Raw genomic sequence first — 18,693 nt, forward strand, 5'->3', positions numbered from 1 at the left:
ATGGTGCTTGCGGCGGGTCTCGGCACGCGGATGCGGCCGATCACCGACCGCATTCCCAAGCCGCTCGTCGAGGTCGCCGGCAAGACGCTGCTCGACCATGTGCTCGACCCGCTGGCCGAGGCCGGCGTGATCCGCGCCGTGGTCAATGTCCACCACCTCGCCGACCAGATCGAGCGGGCCGTGGCGGGACGGACGAGGCCGGCAGTCACCATCTCCGACGAGCGCGCGCAAATCCTCGATTCCGGCGGCGGCGTCGCCCGGGCGCTCGATCATCTCGGCGAGACCTTCCTCATCCGCAACGCCGATTCCTTCTGGCGAGACCGCGCGGGATCGAACATCGCCCGGCTTGTCGAGGCCTTCGATCCGGCCTTGATGGACACGCTGCTGCTGCTCGCGCCGATGGAGGGCAGCGTCGGCTTCGACGGGCCGGGTGATTTCTTCCGCGACGAGGCGGGCCGCCTCACCCGGCGGGGCGCGGCGCCGCGCGCGCCCTTCGCCTATGCCGGCGCGGCGGTGATGCGGAAGGCTGATTTCGCGGGACGCCAGGCCGGCGAGATCTTCTCGCTCAACGCGCTGTGGAACGCTTCCCTCGCGCAGGGGCGGCTCTTCGGCCTGGTGCTCGACGGGCTCTGGCTGCATGTCGGCACGCCCGCCGCCATCGGCGAGGCGGAAGCGGCACTCGCCGCCTTCTGACTTCCCTTTCCGCCCCCGCGGGTGTATGTGCCCGCCTCCCATCCGCTTCCACCCGGTCCGATCCCGGGCGAAGGACGTCACGACCATGGCCAAACGATTCGACACGGGCTCCGGCCCGTCCCAGCGGCAATTGCGCGTCGGCGAGCTGATGCGCCACGGTCTCGCCGAAATCCTGTCGCGCGGCGAGATCCAGGACCCGGTGCTGGAGACCACCATCGTCACCGTTCCGGAAGTCCGCATGTCGCCGGACCTGAAGATCGCCACCTGCTTCGTCATGCCGCTCGGCGGCCAGAACCAGGAGGCGGTGATCCAGGCGCTCGCCCGCAACAAGCGCTACCTGCGGGGCGAGCTCGCGCACCGCACGAACCTCAAGTTCGCGCCCGACCTGCGCTTCCGCATCGACACCTCCTTCGAGGAGGGCTCGCGCATCGACCGCCTGCTCGACAGCGAGGCGGTGCAGCGCGACGTGCGCCGCGACGGCGGCAAGGACGACGAGGCATGAACCAGCCGCGCTCCAAGAAGGTCGATGTCCACGGCTGGGTGGTGCTCGACAAGGATTTCGACATGACCTCGACCCATGCGGTGTCGCAGGTCCGCCGCCTGTTCAACGCCAAGAAGGGCGGCCATGCCGGCACGCTCGACCCGCGCGCCACGGGCCTGCTGCCGATCGCGCTGGGGGAGGCGACCAAGACCGTCCCCTTCGTCATGGACGGCCGCAAGACCTATCGCTTCACCGTCGCCTGGGGCGCCGAGACCGCGACCGACGACACCGAGGGCGAGGTCACGCAGCGCTCCGACACCCGCCCGACGCGCGAGGCCGTCGAGGCCCTGCTGCCGCGCTATACCGGCACGATCATGCAGGTGCCGCCGAAATTCTCCGCCATCAAGATCGGCGGCGAGCGCGCCTATGATCTCGCCCGCGACGGCGAGGAGGTGACGCTGGAGGCCCGTCCCATCACGGTGGAAAGCCTGAAGCTCGTCGCCTTCTCCGCCGAGAGCGCCGCCTTCGAGGCCGAATGCGGCAAGGGCACCTATGTCAGGGCGATCGCCCGCGATATCGGCCGCGACCTCGGCTGCCTCGGCCATGTCACCGAGCTGCGCCGCACCCGCGTCGGCCCCTTCGGCGAGGACGACACGGTGTCGCTGGAGGAGCTGCGCGAGCTCGCCGAGGGCCAGATCGCCGACCAGACGCTGGAGGACGCGCTCCTGCCCGTCGAGGCGGCGCTGTCGGAGGTGCCGGAGGTCAAGGTGAACCGCGACGTGGCGGGCCGGCTGCTGCGCGGCCAGAGCACGATCCTGCGCGGCCGCGATGCGCCGATCGAGGGCACGGTCTGGGCCTCCTGCGGCGGCGATCCCATCGCGCTCTGCGAGGTGGAGGCCGGCGAACTCGTGCCGCGCCGCGTCTTCGTCTTCGGCCCCTGAGGGCGGCGATGCGCTTTCCCGGCAAAGGCACGTTGACGTGCCCCGCCGGGCTCGCTATGAGAGCCGCCTTCGCCCAGATGGCGGAATTGGTAGACGCGCTGGTTTCAGGTACCAGTGATGAAAGTCGTGGAGGTTCGAGTCCTCTTCTGGGCACCAATTTCGCAGCGCCCGCGTGCCACCCGCACGCGGGCGTTTGCTTTTCCGGCCCCAGGAACAACAGGTGCGGCGCGGGGTTGAACGGGTCCTGACCTCAACGAGGACCTCCTGATGAAGTGTCTCGCCCTCGGCGCTTTCGCCGCCGCCCTTCTGGTTTCCGCACCGAGCTTCGCCCAGGACCTGCGCATCCGCGCCGGCGAGGGCGGCGTGCGCATCCGCGCCGAGGACAGCCGTGCCGGCTGGCGGCGCGATCGCGGTCCGGACCGGGTCATCATCCGTGAGCGGCGCGGCCCGCGCGTCATCGTCCGCGAGCGCTGCCGCAATGTGGTAATCCGCACCGAGCGGCCGAACGGCACGGTGGTCATTCGCCGCGAGCGCCGCTGCTCCTGACCTCAAGCCTCGCGCAGCCTCGCCGCGCGGCGGGGCTGCGTCAGGGCCCCGGCTCCGGGGCGACGAGGAAACGGACGCCCATGGTGGCGCCGTCGCGCCAGACCACCTCGCAATGGCGCTGGGCCTGGCGGCCGATGGCAAGGCGCAGGAGGAATTCCTCGCCGATCTGGTCGGGATCGCGGGCGATAAGCCGCGCGCCGGTCTGCGACACGTCCAGAATGGTGCAGGCCGTCTCGACACCGTCCGCGAGGTTCTCGATGCGGGCGCTGTAGCGTAGATCCTGACGCCGGCCGCCGCGCCGCCGCTCGCTGATGCTCTGCCTTGCCATTGCGGGATGTCCCACCTCCCATCTGCAACCTAGCGTCATTCCGTTGCGAAAGGCTTTCCGCGCGAGGGAATGTGGCCCGGCGCCCTGCGGCGGGACCCGGCTGCGAGGCGGCATGCCGCAGCGGACTGGCGGCCTCCGAAAAAGGCCTTATCTGAAGGCCACGATGCAGTTACACTGGAGGTCCCTCGCGGCGTGCTGCGGATCGTGACGGGCCTGTTTCTCTCAACGGCGACATGACCAACGTGTTCGACATCTACACGATCATTTTCCTCGCCCTCGCGGTGTTCATCTTCTTCCGGCTGCGGAGCGTGCTCGGCACGAAGACCGGCTCGGAGCAGGATCCGTTCCGGCCGCGCGACCTTCCTCCCGGTGCCCGGCCTCCGGGTGCGCCCGGCCCGCAGGGCGGCGAGGTGATCCCTCTGCCGAACCGCGGTCCCGCGCCGGCTCCCGTGGCCGTCGATCCGGCCGAGCCGCGCTGGGGCGCCTTTGCCGCCCCCGGCACGCCGCTCGCCCGCGGCTTCGACGGCATCGCCTCGCGCGATCCCTCCTTCGAGCCCGGCGGCTTCATCGGCGGCGCCAAGGCGGCCTATGAGATGATCGTCCTCGCCTTCGCCTCGGGTGACCGCCGCATGCTGCGCGACCTGCTCGCCAAGGACGTGTTCGACGGCTTCGAGGCGGCGATCCGCGATCGCGAGACGCGCGGCGAGCAGGTGGAGACCCGTTTCGTCGGCATCGAGCGCGCCGAGATCGTCGACGCCCAGCTGCGCGGCGACCAGGCGCAGGTGACGATGAAGTTCGTCTCCCAGCTCGTCACCGCCACCCGCGACCGCAGCGGCACGGTGGTGGACGGCTCGCCGGACAAGGTCGTCGACGTGACGGATGTGTGGACCTTCGCCCGCAACGTCACCGACCGCGATCCGAACTGGCGCCTGATCGCCACCGAAGCCGGCGGCTGATCCTCTCCCGGGGGACGGCCCATGCGATGGCGATCGACACGGCTGTCCCTGATCCGGCCCGCCGCGGCGGGCCTCATCCTGGCGGCGAGCCTCTTCGCCGCCGCGCCAGCCACCGCGGGCTCCAACGACCTGCTGTTCCTGCTCCCTCCGCCCGCACCCGCTGCGCCGGCGGTGCCCGCTGCCCCGGATGTCGCGGCTGCACCCGCCCCGCCGGCTTCGCCCGAACCGGCCCCGGCTGCTCCAGCGGCGGAAGCCCCCACGCCCTCTCCGGCCCCGGCCCCTGCGACCGCCGCGGCATCGCCCGCCGCGGAGCCCGAGGCTGACCCGGCCGCAGCCCACGCCTCCGGCTTCCCCTTCGTCTATCCGGAGACCTGGAGCGAGGCCGCCCGCTTCGCCGACCTGCCCGGCTGGGCGGAGGACCGGCAGGACCTCGCGCTCAAGGCCTTCCGCATCTCCTGCCGCACGATCCTCGCCGCCTCAGGCCCGCCGCGCACGGCGCCGCGCGTCTGGCAGGCGGTGCGCGAGATCTGCCCGCGCGCCATGGCGCTGCCCGATCCCGTTCCGGCGGCGGAGGCCCGCGCCTTCTTCGAGCGCGAGTTCCGTCCCGTCCGCATCGCCCGCTTCGGCGAGCGCATCGAGGCCGACGGCTTCCTCACCGGCTATTACGAGCCGGAGGTGCTGGCCTCGCGGGAGCGGACCGACGCCTTCCCCGCGCCCTTCCACGCCAAACCGGACGATCTCGTCTCGGCGCGCAGCGGCAGCGGCTTCGACGCCCGCTCCGGAGCCGGGCGCTGGGTCAACGGCCGCTTCCTGCCCTATTTCGACCGCGGCGAGATCGAGGAGGGCGCGCTCGCCGGCCGGGGCCTCGAGATCGCCTATGCGCGCGATCCGGTCGACGTCATGTTCACGCAGATCCAGGGGTCGGCGCGCCTGCGCTTTCCCGACGGCACGACGCTGCGCATCGGCTATGCCGCCCATAACGGCCACCGCTACGTGCCGGTGGGCCGGGTGATGATCGAACGCGGCATCGCCACGCGCGAGCAGATGTCGATGGACTTCATCCGCGCCTGGATGGCCGACAATCCGGAGCCCGCCCGCGACGTGCGTCGGCAGAACCGCTCCTATGTCTTCTTCCGGGTGAAGAGCGAGCTCTCAGCCGAGGACGGGCCGATCGGCGCACAGGGCGTGCCGGTGACGGACTGGCGCACCATCGCGGTGGACCGCAACGTCCATGCCTATGGCACGCCGGTCTTCATCGACGGCCTGCTGCCCACCGGCATCGGCGAGACGGGCGAGCCTTTCCGGCGGCTGATGGTGATGCAGGACACGGGCTCGGCCATTGTCGGGCCGGCGCGCGGCGACCTCTATCTCGGGACGGGACTGGAGGCGGGATCGGTGGCCGGCCGCATCCGCCATCGCGCCAACTGGTTCGTGCTGCTGCCAAGGAGCCTCTCGCCGGAGGTGGCGCAGGTGCCCGTGCCGGAGCCACGGCCGTGAGCCGCCGCAAGAAGGACCTCTCGGCCGAGGACAAGCGCCTGTGGTCGCATGTGGCGCGGTCCGTCACGCCGCTGGACCCGGCGCGCGTGGCCCCCGAGCCCGAGCCGGAGCCCGAGCCCCCCGTGGTCGTCGCCGCCCCGGCCAAGCCCGCCCGCCGCACGGCGACCAAGCCGGCCCCGCCCGCGCCACCCGCGCCGCCACCTCTGGCCGCCCTCGAGAAGGGCCTGAAGCGCCAGCTGCAGCGCGGCCGCCGCGATGCCGATGCGCGGATCGACCTGCACGGGCTGACCCAGGAGGCGGCGCATCGCCGGCTCATCGCCTTCCTGCGCCGCGCCCAGGCCGAGGGCCACCAGCTCGTCATCGTCATCACCGGCAAGGGCGCGCCGAAGCGCCTGCGGGACATCGACGAGGACATGTTCCGCCCCGATCCCTATGCGCCGCGCGGCGTGCTCCGGCGCGTCGTGCCGGAATGGCTGTCACTCCCGGAGATGCGGCCGCTGGTGATCGGATTCGAGGAGGCGGCGCCCGGCCATGGCGGCGCTGGCGCGCTCTATGTGCGCATCCGCCGGCCCTGAGCGCCCGAGCCGTCGATTTCCCGCCGCTGTGGCCATCGCGCCCTTGACCGGGCGGCATCGCGCGTGAATCGTCGCTGAAGCATCCGAACCGCAGTGAGCCGCCCCATGCGCCCGCGCCTTTCCGCCCTCCTCGTCGCCCTCGCCGCCGGCCTGCTGACCGGCGCGCCGGCCGAGGCCCAGACCGCCGGCCCGCGCGGCCTCAATGGCACGACCTGGTCGACGAGCCGCGTGCCGGGCGACGCTGCCGGCCTCGGCGAGGACCTCAGGATGCGCGGCGTGGCGGGCGTACTGCTGTTCCGCGATCCGCGCTACCAGAACCAGCTGCTGCCCTGCGACGACACCGCCGCGCTGGAGAAGATCCAGCGGCGCTTTGCCGAGAAGGAGGAGCGGTTCTGGAATTCGAGCCTCTCCATCCGCGGTTTCGACCATGTGCGGCTGGTCACCACCAATCCCTATAACCAGAACCTGATCCCGCGCCGCTTCTGCACCGCGCGCGCCGTGCTGTCCGACGGCCGCGTGCGCCGCATCGACTACGCGATCATGGAGGACCAGGGCATCATCGGGGCGAGCTTCGGCGTCGAATGGTGCGTCTCCGGCCTCGACCGCGGCCGCAGCTTCGACCCGGCCTGCCGGATGGCGCGGCCCTGACCGCGATCCGGCCGGGGCTGAGCTGCATCCGGAAAAGTCCGTTCTTGTTTCGTTCCTGACTAGCGGCGAGACTGCCGGCAGCGTGGGAGGTGTTCCATGGTCGGTGTTCGGCAGGTCCTGAGGGCAGTGCGTGGCGGCTGGTCGGCCGTGCTTCTGGCGGCGCTCCTGGCCGCGGGCCTAACGGCGGGGCTCGCCGCCGCCACACCGGCCCGGGCCCAGGCCCAACCAGGCGCGGCACCCGGCTCCTTCGACTTCTTCGTGCTGGCGCTGTCCTGGTCGCCCTCGTTCTGTGAGGCCAATGCCGACCGCACCGAGCGCTCCATGCAATGCGCCGGCGAGAGGCCCTATGCCTTCGTCGTGCACGGCCTCTGGCCGCAGCGCACCCGCGGCTTCCCGGAATATTGCCAGGTGCCGCCGCCCTATCTCGACCGCTCGGTGATCAACGGCATGCTCGACATCATGCCGGCACCGGGCCTCGTGCGGCACCAGTGGGCCAAGCACGGCACCTGTGCGGATGCGCGCTCGCCGCGCAGCTATTTCGAGCTGGTGCGCCAGGCCCGCGCCAAGATCCGCATCCCGCAGGAGTTCGAGGCCCTCGCCGAGCCGAAGACGGTGACGCCGGACGAGGTCGAGGAGGCCTTCATCCGCGCCAATCCCGGGCTTGGCCGCGACATGGTGGCGGTGCAGTGCGACCAGCGCCGCTTGCGCGAGGTGCGCATCTGCATCGGCCGCGACATGAACTTCACGGCCTGCGAGGAGATCGACCGGCGGGCATGCCGGGCGCAGCGCCTCGTCATGCCGCCGGTGCGGTCGGGCCGCAGCTGACAGGGCGACCTGACGCGGCGCGTTAACCTCCGGACCGGGCGGTGAACGAATCCCGTCCGAATCACGGACATGATCCGGATCGCGCTTCGTTCCGGCGGAATGCCGGGGGTTTCGGGCCGCTCGCCGACGGGTGTCGCGGGGTGTGGTGCGCGGACGAGCGCTTGTGCTCCTGCCGGAGATGACCGGCGCGTGCCGTTTCGGGGCAACGCACCGGCGCGCAGGTTCGCGGAAAGCGCGCGTCGCCGGGGAGGAGGCGGCTCACGGCCCCTCACCCTTCCCTCTCCCCGCAGGCGGGGAGAGGGGACGACGACGTCCCGTCCTGCCCACAGGCGTCACGCCAGGCCCAGCCCGTTGGCGGTGAGGCTTGATCGTGTCGGCGCATCTACCCGCCAGCGCGAAGAGCGTTTCGGCGTGGGCGTGTCTGTGACAGCGCGGGCCTTGCCAGCGGACGGATCGGAACACGCGCGACGCTGTCGCCCCCTCTCCCCGCCTGCGGGGAGAGGGAAGGGTGAGGGGCATCTGAGCAAGCGTGAGGCCGCCGGCTCGCAGGGCAAGACGGACAACCCCACGATTCCCGTCGCCGTTAACCCTTCGATCAGCCGGCGAACGAATCGCGTCCGAATCAGGAGAACGGCCGCGTTCCGGCTTTGCCCCCGGCCCAATCTGGCCGGATCGGGCCATCCGGAACAATGTGCCGACGCGCCGAGCCCCGCCGCCCCGCCTGCCGGTTAACCCTTGCGTCCCGCTCCGGGACCGCTCAGGCGAGTTGGCGCAGGTAGCGAACGGGACGGGCGCCCATCACCGCCTGGGCGGCGTGCAGGATGGCGTTGGCGTCGATGCCGTGGTGCCGGTAGAGGTCGTCGATCGTGCCGGTCTGGCCGAAATGCTCGACGCCGAGCGAGCGCACCCGATGGCCGTGGACGGCGCCGAGCCAGGCCAGCGTCGCCGGATGGCCGTCGACCACCGTGACGAGGCCGCAATCGCGCGATAATCCGCCGAGCAGTCGCTCCACATGGCTCGTCGCGCCGTGATGGCCGCGCTGGCGGGCGCGTTCGACCGCCGTCCAGCCGGCATTGAGCCGATCGGCGGAGGTGATGGCGAGCACGCCGACATCGCGATGCGTCTCGGCGAGAAGGCCCGCGGCGGCGATGGCCTCGGGCGCCACGGCGCCCATATAGGCGATCACCACCGAGGCGTTCGGGCCGGGCTTGCGCATCCAGTAGGCGCCATTGATGACATCGGCCGAGAGGGCCTCGTCCATGGCGCGCTGTGGCTGGTCGATGGTGCGGGTCGACAGGCGCAGATAGACCGAGCCGCCGGTCTCGTCGCGCAGCCAGGTCTCCTCGTCCGGATCGCCCTCGCCGTCGCGCTGCATGTAGTCGAAGCCGAAGCGCATGATCGCCGCGAGCTCGTCGACGAAGGCCGGCTCGAAGGCGGCGAGCCCGTCCTGCGCCATGCCGATGAGCGGCGTCGCAATGGACTGGTGGGCGCCGCCCTCGGGGGCGAGGGTCACGCCGGACGGCGTCGCCACCAGCATGAAGCGGGCGTCCTGGTAGCAGGCATAGTTGAGGGCATCGAGGCCGCGCTGGATGAACGGGTCATAGAGCGTGCCGACGGGCAGCAGCCGCTCGCCGTGGATGGAATGGGTGAGGCCGAGGGCCGAGAGCAGGATGAAGAGGTTCATCTCGGCAATGCCGAGCTCGATATGCTGGCCCTTCGGCGAGAAGTCCCAGGCGAAGGTCGAGGGAATGCGCTCCTGCCGGAAGGTGTCGGCCAGCGCCTCACGGGCGAAGAGGCCGCGGCGATTGACGAAGGCGCCGAGATTGGTCGAGACGGTCACGTCCGGCGAGCAGGTGACGATGCGCTCGGCGAAGGGCTCGCTGCCCCTGGCGATCTCGTTGAGGATGAGGCCGAAGCCCTGCTGGGTCGACATGGCGGCCTGGGCCGGCACCGCCAGGCGCGCCGGGACGGGCAGCTTCGGCGCCGAGAAGCGGCGGCGGCCGCGCGCGGCGAAGGGCACGCGCTTCAGATAGGCCCTGAGCTCCGCCTCCGGCACGGCGAGGCCCTCGAAGGGCTCCCATTCCTTCCCCGGCCGCACATTCATGGCGGTGCGGAAGGCCTCCATCTGCGCCGGCGTCATTAGCCCCGCATGGTTGTCCTTGTGGCCCTGGAAGGGCAGGCCGAAGCCCTTGATCGTATAGGCGATGAAGCAGACGGGCCGGTCGTGGTCGATGCTCTCGAAGGCCTCGAGCAGCGAGGGCATGTCATGGCCGGCAAGGTTCGTCATGAGCCGGGCCAGTTCGGCATCCGAGCGCCGGTCGAGCAGCGCTGTCACCGCGCCCTGGTCGCCGATATCGTCCTGCAGGCGCTTCCGCCAGGCGGCGCCGCCCTGGTAGCAGAGCGCGGCATAGAGCTGGTTCGGGCAGGTGTCGATCCACTGGCGCAGCCGCTCGCCGCCGGGCTCGGCAAAGGCGGCCTCCAGCAGCTTGCCGTATTTGAGGATCACCACGTCCCAGCCGAAATTGCGGAACATGGCCTCGAAGCGCTCCCACAGGCCCTCGCGCACCACGGCATCGAGGCTCTGGCGGTTGTAGTCGACCACCCACCAGGTGTTCCTCACACCGTGCTTCCAGCCCTCGATGAGGGCCTCGTAGATATTGCCCTCGTCCATCTCGGCATCGCCGATGAGGGCGACCATGCGGCCTTCCGGCCGCTCGGTGCCCCAGCCATGGGCGCGGACATAGTCCTGGGCGAGGGAGGAGAAGAGCGTCTGGGCGACGCCGAGGCCGACCGAGCCGGTGGAGAAATCGACGTCGTCGCCGTCCTTGGTGCGCGAGGGATAGCTCTGCGCGCCCTTGTAGCCACGGAAATTCTCCAGCTTCTCGCGGGTCTGGTTGCCCAGGAGATACTGGATGGCGTGGAAGTTCGGGCTCGCATGGGGCTTCACCGCCACCCGGTCCTCGGGCCGCAGCACGGCGAAGTAGAGCGCCGTCATGATGGTGGCGAGCGAGGCGGAGGAGGCCTGGTGGCCGCCGACCTTCAGCCCGTCGCGGTTGTCGCGCAGATGGTTGGCATTGTGGATCGTCCAGGAGGCGAGCCAGAGGATCTTCTGCTCGAGCGCGGCGAGGGCCTTCAGGCGGTCGGTCACGGCGGTCTCCGGGCGGCGGCGGGGAGGTGCGGGGGTGCGCGATCATGCCAAGCGCCGCCGGTGCATTCCCACCAAAGATCATCCGACAGATGGGACACAATCAGCAGATCCTGCTAATTTTGAGCCTCTCATGAGTGGAAGATCGCCATGACGCTTGATGCCATCGACCGCCGCATCCTCGCCGAACTGCAGCGCGACGGGCGCATCACCAACCAGGCCCTGGCCGAGAAGGTCGGACTGTCGGCGACACCCTGCCTGCGCCGGGTGAAGCGGCTAGAGGAGGCCGGCATCCTGCGCGGCTATGTGGCGGTGGTGGACCAGAAGGCGGTCGACCTGCCGGTCAGCGTCTTCATCTCCATCAAGCTGGAGCGCCAGCGCGAGGAGGACCTCGACCGGTTTGCCGAGGCCGTCTCCCGCTGGCCCGAGGTGATGGAGTGCTACCTGATGACCGGCCAGCGGGATTACCTGATGCGCGTCGTCTGCGCGGATCTTCCGGCCTATGAGCGTTTCCTGAAGGCCCGGCTCACCCGCCTCGACGGCATCGCCTCGATCGAGAGCTCCTTCGCCCTCGCCCAGGTGAAGCACACCAACGTGCTGCCGATCGGGTGAGGGCCTCGGGCCGAGGGACATCAGTCGTCAGGATGGGTCCCCTCGAAGCGGAATCCGTCCGTCTTCTTCGTGAAGATGAAAATGGTCCGGCCGCAGAACAGGGAGAATCCCTCGGTGCCCTCGCCGTCCTTGTAGTAAACGGGTCGCGCCGTCTGCAGGCAATTGCGGTCGCGCTGCGTGAACATGCGCCGATAGATCCGGGTCTCGAAATAGGCCCGGTCGCGGAAGGCATCGTCATAGTAGATCGGCATGCGCGTGAGCGAGGCGACGGCGCTTGCATCATTGGCGCGCAGCGCTTGGCGGAACTCGGCGATGAAGGTGCGGAATTCGGCCTGGGTGGCCGGCGGCGCCGGCGGGTCGCGCTGGGCGAGGGCTTGGCCGCCGGAGAGGACGGCGAGGGCCAGCCCGAAGGCGGCGGCGGTGGCGAAGAAGCGGCGCGTGAATGACATGATCGAGGGTCCTTGCGGGTGAGGTGTCCGAGGTCCCCGACGGTCGCCTCCACCGCCGCGTGCGGGTCGATCCCCGCATCGGCCGTGGAGACCACCGCCCCCCTGACGCATCGCCTTATGCCAGCGCAACGCTGTGCGTCCGTGCCGTTACCGAATAGGCTGTGTTTCCAATGAGACAGGCTGCGTTTCGGCGCCGCAGGCCCTCGCCTTTGACAGCGCGCCTTCAGGCTCTACCCTCTCGCTCACCGCATCAGGAGGCCGAGCGACCATGCAGCGACCCATCCTTCCGCGCCGAACCCCGCGCCTGTCCCGCCGCACCGTCCTGACCCTGGCCGCCGGCGCGGCCGGCGCCGGCCTCCTCGGACCGCAGGCACTGCGCGCCCAGGCCGAGACCGAGAGCCATGGCCTGTCCTCCTTCGGCGACCTCAAATACCCGGCCGACTTCCGCCATTTCGACTATGTGAACCCGCAGGCGCCCAAGGGCGGCACCTTCGTCCACACCGCGGCGAGCTGGGCCTTCAACCAGAACCCGACCACCTTCAACACGATGAACACGCTGGTGCTGCGCGGCGACGCGCCGCCCGGCCTCGACGGCATTTTCGCGAGCCTCATGACCGGGTCGGGCGACGAGCCGGATTCCATGTACGGCCTCGTCGCCGAGCGCGTGCGGATGAGCGCCGACGGCCTCACCTACCGCTTCACCATCCGCGACGTCGCGCGGTTCCATGACGGCACGCCGATCACCGCCGAGGATGTCGCCTGGTCCTTCCTGACGCTGAAGGAGAAGGGCCACCCGCTGCTGCGCGTCGTGCTGCGCGACCTCGCCGGGGCCGAGGCGGAGAGCGCGAAGGTGGTGGTCATCCGCTTCGCGCCCGGCCGCTCGCGCTCGCTGCCGCTCACCGTCGCCGGCCTGCCGATCCTCTCGAAGGCCTGGTATGCGAACCGCGATTTCGAGGCCTCGACCATGGACGTTCCGCTGGGCTCGGCCGCCTACAAGGTCGGGCGGTTCGAGGCCGGCCGCTTCATCGAATATGACCGTGTCAGGGACTGGTGGGGCGAGAAACTGCCCGTCGGGCTCGGCCAGAACAATTTCGACACCATCCGCCTCGAGTTCTTCCGCGACCGCGACGTCGCCTTCGAGGCCTTCAAGAGCCGCACCTATACGTTCCGCGAGGAGTTCACCTCGCGCGCCTGGGCGACGCAGTACGATTTCCCCGCCGCCAAGGACGGCCGCGTCGTCCGCCGCGAGATTGCCGACGAGACGCCGTCCGGCGCACAGGGCTGGTTCATCAACACCCGCCGCGAGAAATTCGCCCATCCGAAGCTGCGCGAGGCGCTCGGCCTCGCCTTCGATTTCGAATGGACGAACAAGAACGTCATGTTCGACAGCTACCGGCGCACCCATTCCTTCTTCCAGAACTCGCCGCTCATGGCGACCGGCGCGCCCTCGGCGGAGGAGCTGGCGGTGCTGGAGCCCTTCCGCGGCAAGGTGGCGGACGAGGTCTTCGGCGAGCCCTATGTGCCGCCGGTGTCGAACGGCTCGGGCCAGGACCGCAACCTGTTGCGGCAGGCCACCCAGCTCCTGCGCGAGGCCGGCTTTACGCTGCGCGACAACAAGCTCCTCGATGCCGCGGGCCGGCCCATGACGGTCGAGTTCCTCGATTTCGACAATTCGCTGGAGCGCCACACCCAGCCCTTCGTCGCCAACCTGCGCCGCCTCGGCATCGAGGCGAACATCCGCCGGGTGGATTCGGCCCAGTACCAGGCGCGGCTCAAGGACTACGATTTCGACCTGACCATCCGCCGCTATTCGCTGTCGCTGACCCCGGGCGAGTCGCTGCGCACCTTCTTCGGCTCGCAGAGCGGCCGGCAGCCGGGCTCTCAGAACCTCGCGGGCATCGCCGACCCGGTCATCGACGCGCTGATCGACAAGATCCTCGCCGCCAACAGCCGCGCCGAGCTCACCGTGCTGTGCCGCTGCCTCGACCGGGTGCTGCGGTCGGGCCGCTACTGGGTGCCCAACTGGTACAAGCCGTCGAGCTGGCTGGCCTACTGGGACATGTTCGGCTTCCCCGAGACCAAGCCGCGCTATGCCAAGGGTGTGCCCTCCACCTGGTGGTTCGACCCGGCCAAGGCTGCGCGGATCGAGCGGAGCTGATCTGCGCCACTCGCCCCAGAGTTGCAAACCGCTCTGGTTTGGGCTTATCGACCCTGCATGGACAGAGGGCATGCCGCCGCGTGATCGGGTTCTTGCGACACCAGTTGCGCCGGGGACGACGATGGCTGCGGCGCCGTCGCGTGCTGTCGATGCGGATGGCACGGCTGGAGGCGGAGGTCGAGCACCTGCGCCACGGGCTCGACGCCACCAGCGCCCTGTATGAGCGCCGGATCGACCAGCTGACCGCCCGGCTTGCCGAGATGGAGGCCCGCGCGGCAGCCGATGGCGGTGGCGAGGCCCGTATGGCGCGGCAATGACCGTCGTCCAGCTGGCGAATTTTCCGCTTCGGGAGATCGTCACCGGCGGCCAGATCCGCGTTGACCGCCTCGGCAGCCTGATCGACCGACTGGGCGGGGATCGCCGGCCGGTCTGCGTGACGCCCCACCGCGACGATGTCGGCGCTGACGACATCGCCCTGGATCCCGATGCGGACCTCTGGGTGATGGCCGATCCCCAGGCCTTCGAGCTGCGCCTGGCGGATGCCGTGCGGCGCGACCCGGCCTTGCGCCAGAGGCTCGCCGCCCGCCTGCACATGCTGGCGCCGGATATCCTCTGGTGCGAGCAGCCCTTCCTCTGGCCGCTGGTCGCCTCCGTCGCAGAGGATCGCGCGACCCGGGTCGTCTACAGCGGTCACAATGTCGAATGGCGCGCCCGCCGCGACCTCCTCACCCGCCTCGGCCGGACCGCTCCGGCCGTCGTCGAGCAGCTGGCACGGATGGAGCGCGCCCTCATCGCCCGCGCCGATCTGGTCATCGCCTGCTGCGAGGCCGATGCGGCGGGCTATGCCGCCATGGGCGCGACCGCCATCGTGCAGGTGCCGAACGGCGCCGATCCGCCGGTCGTGGAGGACGACAGCGACGCCGCGGCGCTGGCACGGCTGCGGGCCCGGCTTGACCCTGCCCGTCCGGTCCTCGCCTTCATCGGCGCCCACTACCAGCCCAACTGGATCGGCCTGCGCGACCTCGTGGTCACGCCCATGCGGCCCGGCGGGCCGCTCGCCGGCTTCCAGCTCCTGATCATGGGCGAGGTCTGCCGCCTCTATGCCGACTGGCTGCGGCAGACGGGCTGCACGATGCCTAACGTCCACGCCCTCGGCCGCGTCGATGCGGCGACACGGAGCGCGGCCTTCCGCCTCGCGGATGGAGTGGTGCTCCCCCTCACCACCGGCGGCGGAACCAATCTGAAGACCGCCGAGGCCCTGCTCGGACCGAGCGAGGTGGTGGGCACGCCCATCGCCTTCCGCGGCCATGAGGAGCGGACAGGCGCGCCGGGGGTCCATTGCGTCCCGCCGGACGCCTTCGCCGCGCGACTGGCGGCGCTCGACCTCTCCGACCGCGCCGCGATCCGCGCCCGGGCCGCGACGCGCCGGCCGCAGGTCGTCGCCTGCAGTTGGGACGCCGTGCTGGCTGCAGCCGCGGCGGAGCCGCTGATCACCGCGGTGCTGCGGGGCGGACGATGAGGCTGCATCTCATCTCCCCCGTGCCACCGGCCCCCACCGGAACGGCCGACTATCTGCGCCAGCTCGTCGATGAGCTGATCACCGCGCGCGGACCGGATGTCGTGTCACGGCTCGTGCTGTGGGACGAGGTCGGCCCGGACCATCCCGGCCTGATGACCCGCGCCGGACCGCTGCCCGTGCAGCCCGCGGACGGCCTCGGCGCGAGGGCCATGGCGCCGGGCGACCTCGCCGTGGTTTTCCTCGCGGCCAACATGTTCCATGGCTGGATCTGGGGGGCCCTCGCCCGCGGCCTGCCCGTGCCGGTCATCGCCGTCATCCACGACCTCAGCGCCTATCCGCTGATCCGGCGCCTCTCCCGCGCGGGGCTGCACGGACTTGGGCCCGCCGACGAGCAGGCGGCCCTGATGGAGGAGCATGGCGCGGGAGCGGCGCGGCTCATCGCCGGCTTCGATGCCCTGCCGCAAACCGCGCGCTACTTCGTCCTCGGGCTCGGGCTCGCCACGCGGCAGGCCTCCGGCCTCATCGTCCATTCCCACTATGCGAAACTGCGGCTCGAAACGGAGCGGATCGCCGGCAAGCCCTTGCCGCCGGTGCGCGTGGCGCGCCACCCCGCGCCCTTCGGTGCCGTGCCCCCGCACGTGCCGGAGCGCGAGGCTGGTGCGCCGTTCACCGTGGGGTCGGTCGGCTTCTTCAATCCCACCAAGCGGAACGACGTGCTGATCGACGCCTTCGCCGCCTTCCTGCGCGGCCTGCCCGCGGCCGAGCGGTCAGCGGCGCGGCTGGTCTTCGTCGGCGCCATCGACGAGGACCAGCGCGGTGCCGCCACGGCCCATGCCACCGCCGCAGGCATCGGCGACCGGGTGACCTTCACCGGCTATGTCGACGAGGACGCGCTGACCGCCTGGCAGCAGCGGCTCGACCTGCAGGTGAACCTGCGCTTCCCCTCCTGCGGCGAGACCTCCGGCACGCTCGCCCGCGCCCAGGCGCTCGGCATTCCGGTGGTGGTCTCCGACTTCGCGGCCTTCCGCGAGGAGGCGGCGCTGGCGCATCTGCCGGTGGACCCGCCGGAGGAGTTCGAGGCGCTGCTGGCGGTGATCCGCGCCCGCCATGCCGACTGGCGGGAAGGCCGCCCGGCGCCGGTGCCGCGCCGGGCTTCCACCGTGCCGGAACCGGGGAGCTTCGACGCGGTGCTGGCCGCCTTCGAGCGCGACCTCTCCTGAGCCGTCAGCGGCTGGGGGTGGGGACCGCCTCGCGCCTCGCCACCAGCAGGACCAGCGTGCCGACCACCGCCGACAGGATCGACCCGGCGAGGACGCCGACCTTCACCTGGTCCTGCAGCACGGCGCTGGACGGGAAGGCGAGCAGGCCGATGAACAGGCTCATGGTGAAGCCGATGCCGCAGAGCAGGGCGACGCCATAGACCTGCGGCCAGGTGGCATGCTCCGGTCGGTCGGCCCAGCCGAGGCGAACCGCCGCCCAGGTCGTGCCGAAGACGCCGATCTGCTTGCCGACGAAGAGGCCGGCGGCAATGCCGAGCGGCAGCGGCGCCAGCAGCGAGGCGAGCGAGAAGCCGGCCAGCGAAACGCCGGCATTGGCGAAGCCGAAGATCGGCACGATGGCGAAGGCCACCCAGGGCTGGATGGCATGTTCCAGCGTGTGCAGCGGCGAATGATCGTCGCCGCGGCCATCGGCGCCGCGCAGGGGGATGGTGAGCGCCAGCGCCACGCCGGCCAGCGTCGCATGGACGCCGGACTTCAGCACCAGCACCCAGAGGACGGCGCCGAGCAGCAGGTAGGGCAGGAGGGAGCGCACATTCATGCGGTTCAGCACCGCGAGGATGGCGAGAACGCCAATGGCGCCGGCGAGCCAGGCCATGGAGAGATTGGCCGTGTAGAAGGCGGCGATGATCATGACCGCGCCGAGATCGTCGATGATGGCGAGCGCGGTGAGGAAGATCTTGAGCGAGACCGGCACGCGGTTGCCGAGGAGCGCCAGCACGCCGAGGGCGAAGGCGATGTCGGTGGCGGTCGGAATGGCCCAGCCGCGCATGGTCTCAGGCGTCGCGAGATTGAAGGCGACGAAGAACAGCGCCGGCACCGCCATGCCGCCCGCGGCGGCGACGCCCGGCAGGATGCGGCGCGGCCAGGTGGAGAGCTGGCCGTCGAGGAACTCGCGCTTGATCTCAAGGCCGACCAGCAGGAAGAACACGGCCATCAGGAGGTCGTTGATCCAGTGGAGCAGGCTCAACGGGCCGATATAGGTCTTCAGCGCGGCGAAATAGGCGGGGGCGAGCGCGGAATTCGCCACGACCATGGCCAGCGCCGCGGCCACCATGAGCACGATGCCGCCTGCGGCCGAACTCTCAACGAAGGCGCGCAGGGTCGAGCGGAAACGGGTCCGCGGGGATGTGACGGTATGGTCGGCGGGCACGGGCTGCGCTCCTCGTGTCGGGTTCGGTTCAGGTCTCCGTTTCGGGGCTGATCCCGGCGCACGCAGCACACGCCTCAGGGGCGAAGGTTAGGATTTCCGCCACGACGGATCAACCCGCGACGGGGCGTAAGGTGCCGGTGGCACGGTGTCGCGTGGGCGGTCGATTTGTTTTTTCGGATGGTACCGACGCTATTCTAGGTTGCGCAACCACAGATACCTCCGCAGGCTGTCCGGAGTTGGACAAATTGGTTGTGATCAACCTGCCCGCACGGAGTATTGAATGGGAAATAAAGAGGCACTGGCTGACGATGTCTACTTCATCCTCAAAGAGTGTGCTCGCATCGCGAGCCTGCCTTACGACGCCCGTCCAGCGATGTCGCTTTGGGCTACGTTACCCCACCCAAGTGGCCGCGGCGATCTAGAGTGCGGTGATGAAGCGTGGGAGAGGATCGAAGGCTTGGCTGCTGCTGCCGGCGCTCTGCCGCAGGTGCGTGGCCGTGTATCCCAACAGAGCCTTATCCTATCCACCAAGCGCGAGCTAGTAGAGAGGTTCTTGAAGCGAAAGCGGCCAATCGATGCGCGAGAAATTGACAAGCTGCTGAGCGCGGTAGCTAAAGGTGCAAAAAGGAAGTGTTCAACGCTTGTGCACTTTATTCCCTGCCACCTGATGGCATCGGAAGAGCCCGACCAATTCGACTTGGGACCGGTGAAATTTCGGAGGCGGTCAGCGCTTAGGCAGGCGCTTCGCGAAGTATGTGGGGGCAGGCGTTTGGCGGATGAGCAGACCGGGACGAGTGTTGTAGCCCCTTAATTATCGGACGCGATCGCCACCGTAGTTTCGTTTGCTCGTGATGCGATGAACTCGCGCGGGGAACGGTAGCCCAGCGCTC

The 18,693-nt window shown here is 70.2% G+C and carries 18 protein-coding genes and 1 tRNA gene; 15 read left to right on the plus strand and 4 right to left on the minus strand.

Translation table 11 applies throughout. From position 1 onward, the window contains the following. The 5 genes from C8P69_RS20375 to C8P69_RS20395 all read left to right on the plus strand — a co-directional run bounded on the left by C8P69_RS20375 (position 1) and on the right by C8P69_RS20395 (position 2,661). Complete coding sequence (locus tag C8P69_RS20375; protein WP_108179295.1) at positions 1-693, plus strand: nucleotidyltransferase family protein; 693 nt, start codon at positions 1-3, stop codon at positions 691-693. An 85-nt stretch (positions 694-778) separates the two neighbouring features. After that, entirely contained in the window at positions 779-1,195 is a 417-nt protein-coding gene (rbfA, locus tag C8P69_RS20380; protein ID WP_108179296.1) for a 30S ribosome-binding factor RbfA, read from the plus strand. Beyond that, positions 1,192-2,115, plus strand: a complete 924-nt coding sequence (gene truB / locus C8P69_RS20385) for a tRNA pseudouridine(55) synthase TruB (RefSeq protein ID WP_108179297.1) — start codon at positions 1,192-1,194, stop codon at positions 2,113-2,115. Before rbfA ends, truB begins: the two co-directional genes overlap by 4 nt. Before the next feature lie 71 nt (positions 2,116-2,186). Continuing rightward, a tRNA-Leu gene (locus C8P69_RS20390) sits at positions 2,187-2,271 on the plus strand. Positions 2,272-2,382: 111 nt separating this feature from the next. Next, a complete protein-coding gene (locus C8P69_RS20395; protein ID WP_108179298.1) occupies positions 2,383-2,661 on the plus strand; it encodes a hypothetical protein in 279 nt (92 codons plus the stop codon). Positions 2,662-2,701: 40 nt separating this feature from the next. Here C8P69_RS20395 and C8P69_RS20400 read toward each other — a convergent pair whose 3' ends face one another. Continuing rightward, positions 2,702-2,989 carry a PilZ domain-containing protein gene (locus C8P69_RS20400; RefSeq protein WP_170118320.1) on the minus strand — a complete coding sequence of 96 codons (288 nt, stop codon included), beginning with the start codon at positions 2,987-2,989 and terminating at the stop codon, positions 2,702-2,704. A 233-nt stretch (positions 2,990-3,222) separates the two neighbouring features. Here C8P69_RS20400 and C8P69_RS20405 point away from each other — a divergent pair, with 233 nt between their 5' ends. From C8P69_RS20405 to C8P69_RS20425, 5 genes are all read left to right on the plus strand, one after another. After that, entirely contained in the window at positions 3,223-3,945 is a 723-nt protein-coding gene (locus tag C8P69_RS20405) for a Tim44/TimA family putative adaptor protein (protein WP_108179300.1), read from the plus strand. A 21-nt stretch (positions 3,946-3,966) separates the two neighbouring features. Beyond that, on the plus strand, positions 3,967-5,442 hold the full coding sequence (gene mltA, locus C8P69_RS20410; protein WP_108179301.1) for a murein transglycosylase A: 1,476 nt from the start codon (positions 3,967-3,969) through the stop codon (positions 5,440-5,442). Further along, complete coding sequence (locus C8P69_RS20415; RefSeq protein WP_108179302.1) at positions 5,439-6,017, plus strand: Smr/MutS family protein; 579 nt, start codon at positions 5,439-5,441, stop codon at positions 6,015-6,017. Before mltA ends, C8P69_RS20415 begins: the two co-directional genes overlap by 4 nt. Before the next feature lie 105 nt (positions 6,018-6,122). Next, entirely contained in the window at positions 6,123-6,665 is a 543-nt protein-coding gene (locus tag C8P69_RS20420; protein WP_108179303.1) for a hypothetical protein, read from the plus strand. 96 nt (positions 6,666-6,761) lie between these two features. After that, the gene (locus C8P69_RS20425) at positions 6,762-7,490 is read left to right on the plus strand and encodes a ribonuclease T2 family protein (protein ID WP_108179304.1); all 729 of its coding nucleotides are present in this window, start codon (positions 6,762-6,764) and stop codon (positions 7,488-7,490) included. A 757-nt stretch (positions 7,491-8,247) separates the two neighbouring features. Here the strand turns inward: C8P69_RS20425 and C8P69_RS20430 are convergent. Continuing rightward, positions 8,248-10,638, minus strand: a complete 2,391-nt coding sequence (locus C8P69_RS20430) for a transketolase (RefSeq protein WP_108179305.1) — start codon at positions 10,636-10,638, stop codon at positions 8,248-8,250. Positions 10,639-10,785: 147 nt separating this feature from the next. Between C8P69_RS20430 and C8P69_RS20435 the strand changes: the two genes are divergently transcribed. Further along, on the plus strand, positions 10,786-11,247 hold the full coding sequence (locus tag C8P69_RS20435; RefSeq protein WP_108179306.1) for an Lrp/AsnC family transcriptional regulator: 462 nt from the start codon (positions 10,786-10,788) through the stop codon (positions 11,245-11,247). 20 nt (positions 11,248-11,267) lie between these two features. Here the strand turns inward: C8P69_RS20435 and C8P69_RS20440 are convergent, their stop codons facing one another. Then, on the minus strand, positions 11,268-11,696 hold the full coding sequence (locus C8P69_RS20440) for a hypothetical protein (RefSeq protein WP_108179307.1): 429 nt from the start codon (positions 11,694-11,696) through the stop codon (positions 11,268-11,270). 268 nt (positions 11,697-11,964) lie between these two features. On the opposite strand from C8P69_RS20440, the gene C8P69_RS20445 reads away from it, so the two are divergent. The 4 genes from C8P69_RS20445 (at position 11,965) to C8P69_RS20455 (ending at position 16,593) form a co-directional block, all read left to right on the plus strand. Beyond that, positions 11,965-13,854, plus strand: a complete 1,890-nt coding sequence (locus C8P69_RS20445) for an extracellular solute-binding protein (RefSeq protein WP_108179308.1) — start codon at positions 11,965-11,967, stop codon at positions 13,852-13,854. A gap of 140 nt (positions 13,855-13,994) precedes the next feature. Further along, a complete protein-coding gene (locus C8P69_RS23960; RefSeq protein WP_170118321.1) occupies positions 13,995-14,171 on the plus strand; it encodes a hypothetical protein in 177 nt (58 codons plus the stop codon). Further along, positions 14,168-15,373 (plus strand): glycosyltransferase, encoded by a 1,206-nt coding sequence (locus tag C8P69_RS20450; protein ID WP_108179309.1) that lies wholly within the window; start codon positions 14,168-14,170, stop codon positions 15,371-15,373. The genes C8P69_RS23960 and C8P69_RS20450 overlap by 4 nt, the downstream gene beginning before the upstream one ends. Continuing rightward, a complete protein-coding gene (locus tag C8P69_RS20455) occupies positions 15,370-16,593 on the plus strand; it encodes a glycosyltransferase (RefSeq protein ID WP_108179310.1) in 1,224 nt (407 codons plus the stop codon). The genes C8P69_RS20450 and C8P69_RS20455 overlap by 4 nt, the downstream gene beginning before the upstream one ends. 4 nt (positions 16,594-16,597) lie before the next feature. Here the strand turns inward: C8P69_RS20455 and nhaA are convergent, their stop codons facing one another. After that, complete coding sequence (gene nhaA, locus C8P69_RS20460; RefSeq protein WP_108179311.1) at positions 16,598-17,803, minus strand: Na+/H+ antiporter NhaA; 1,206 nt, start codon at positions 17,801-17,803, stop codon at positions 16,598-16,600. Positions 17,804-18,693: the final 890 nt, after the last annotated feature.

The sequence above is a fragment of the Phreatobacter oligotrophus genome (genome assembly GCF_003046185.1).
Taxonomy (GTDB): Bacteria; Pseudomonadota; Alphaproteobacteria; order Rhizobiales; family Phreatobacteraceae; genus Phreatobacter; species Phreatobacter oligotrophus.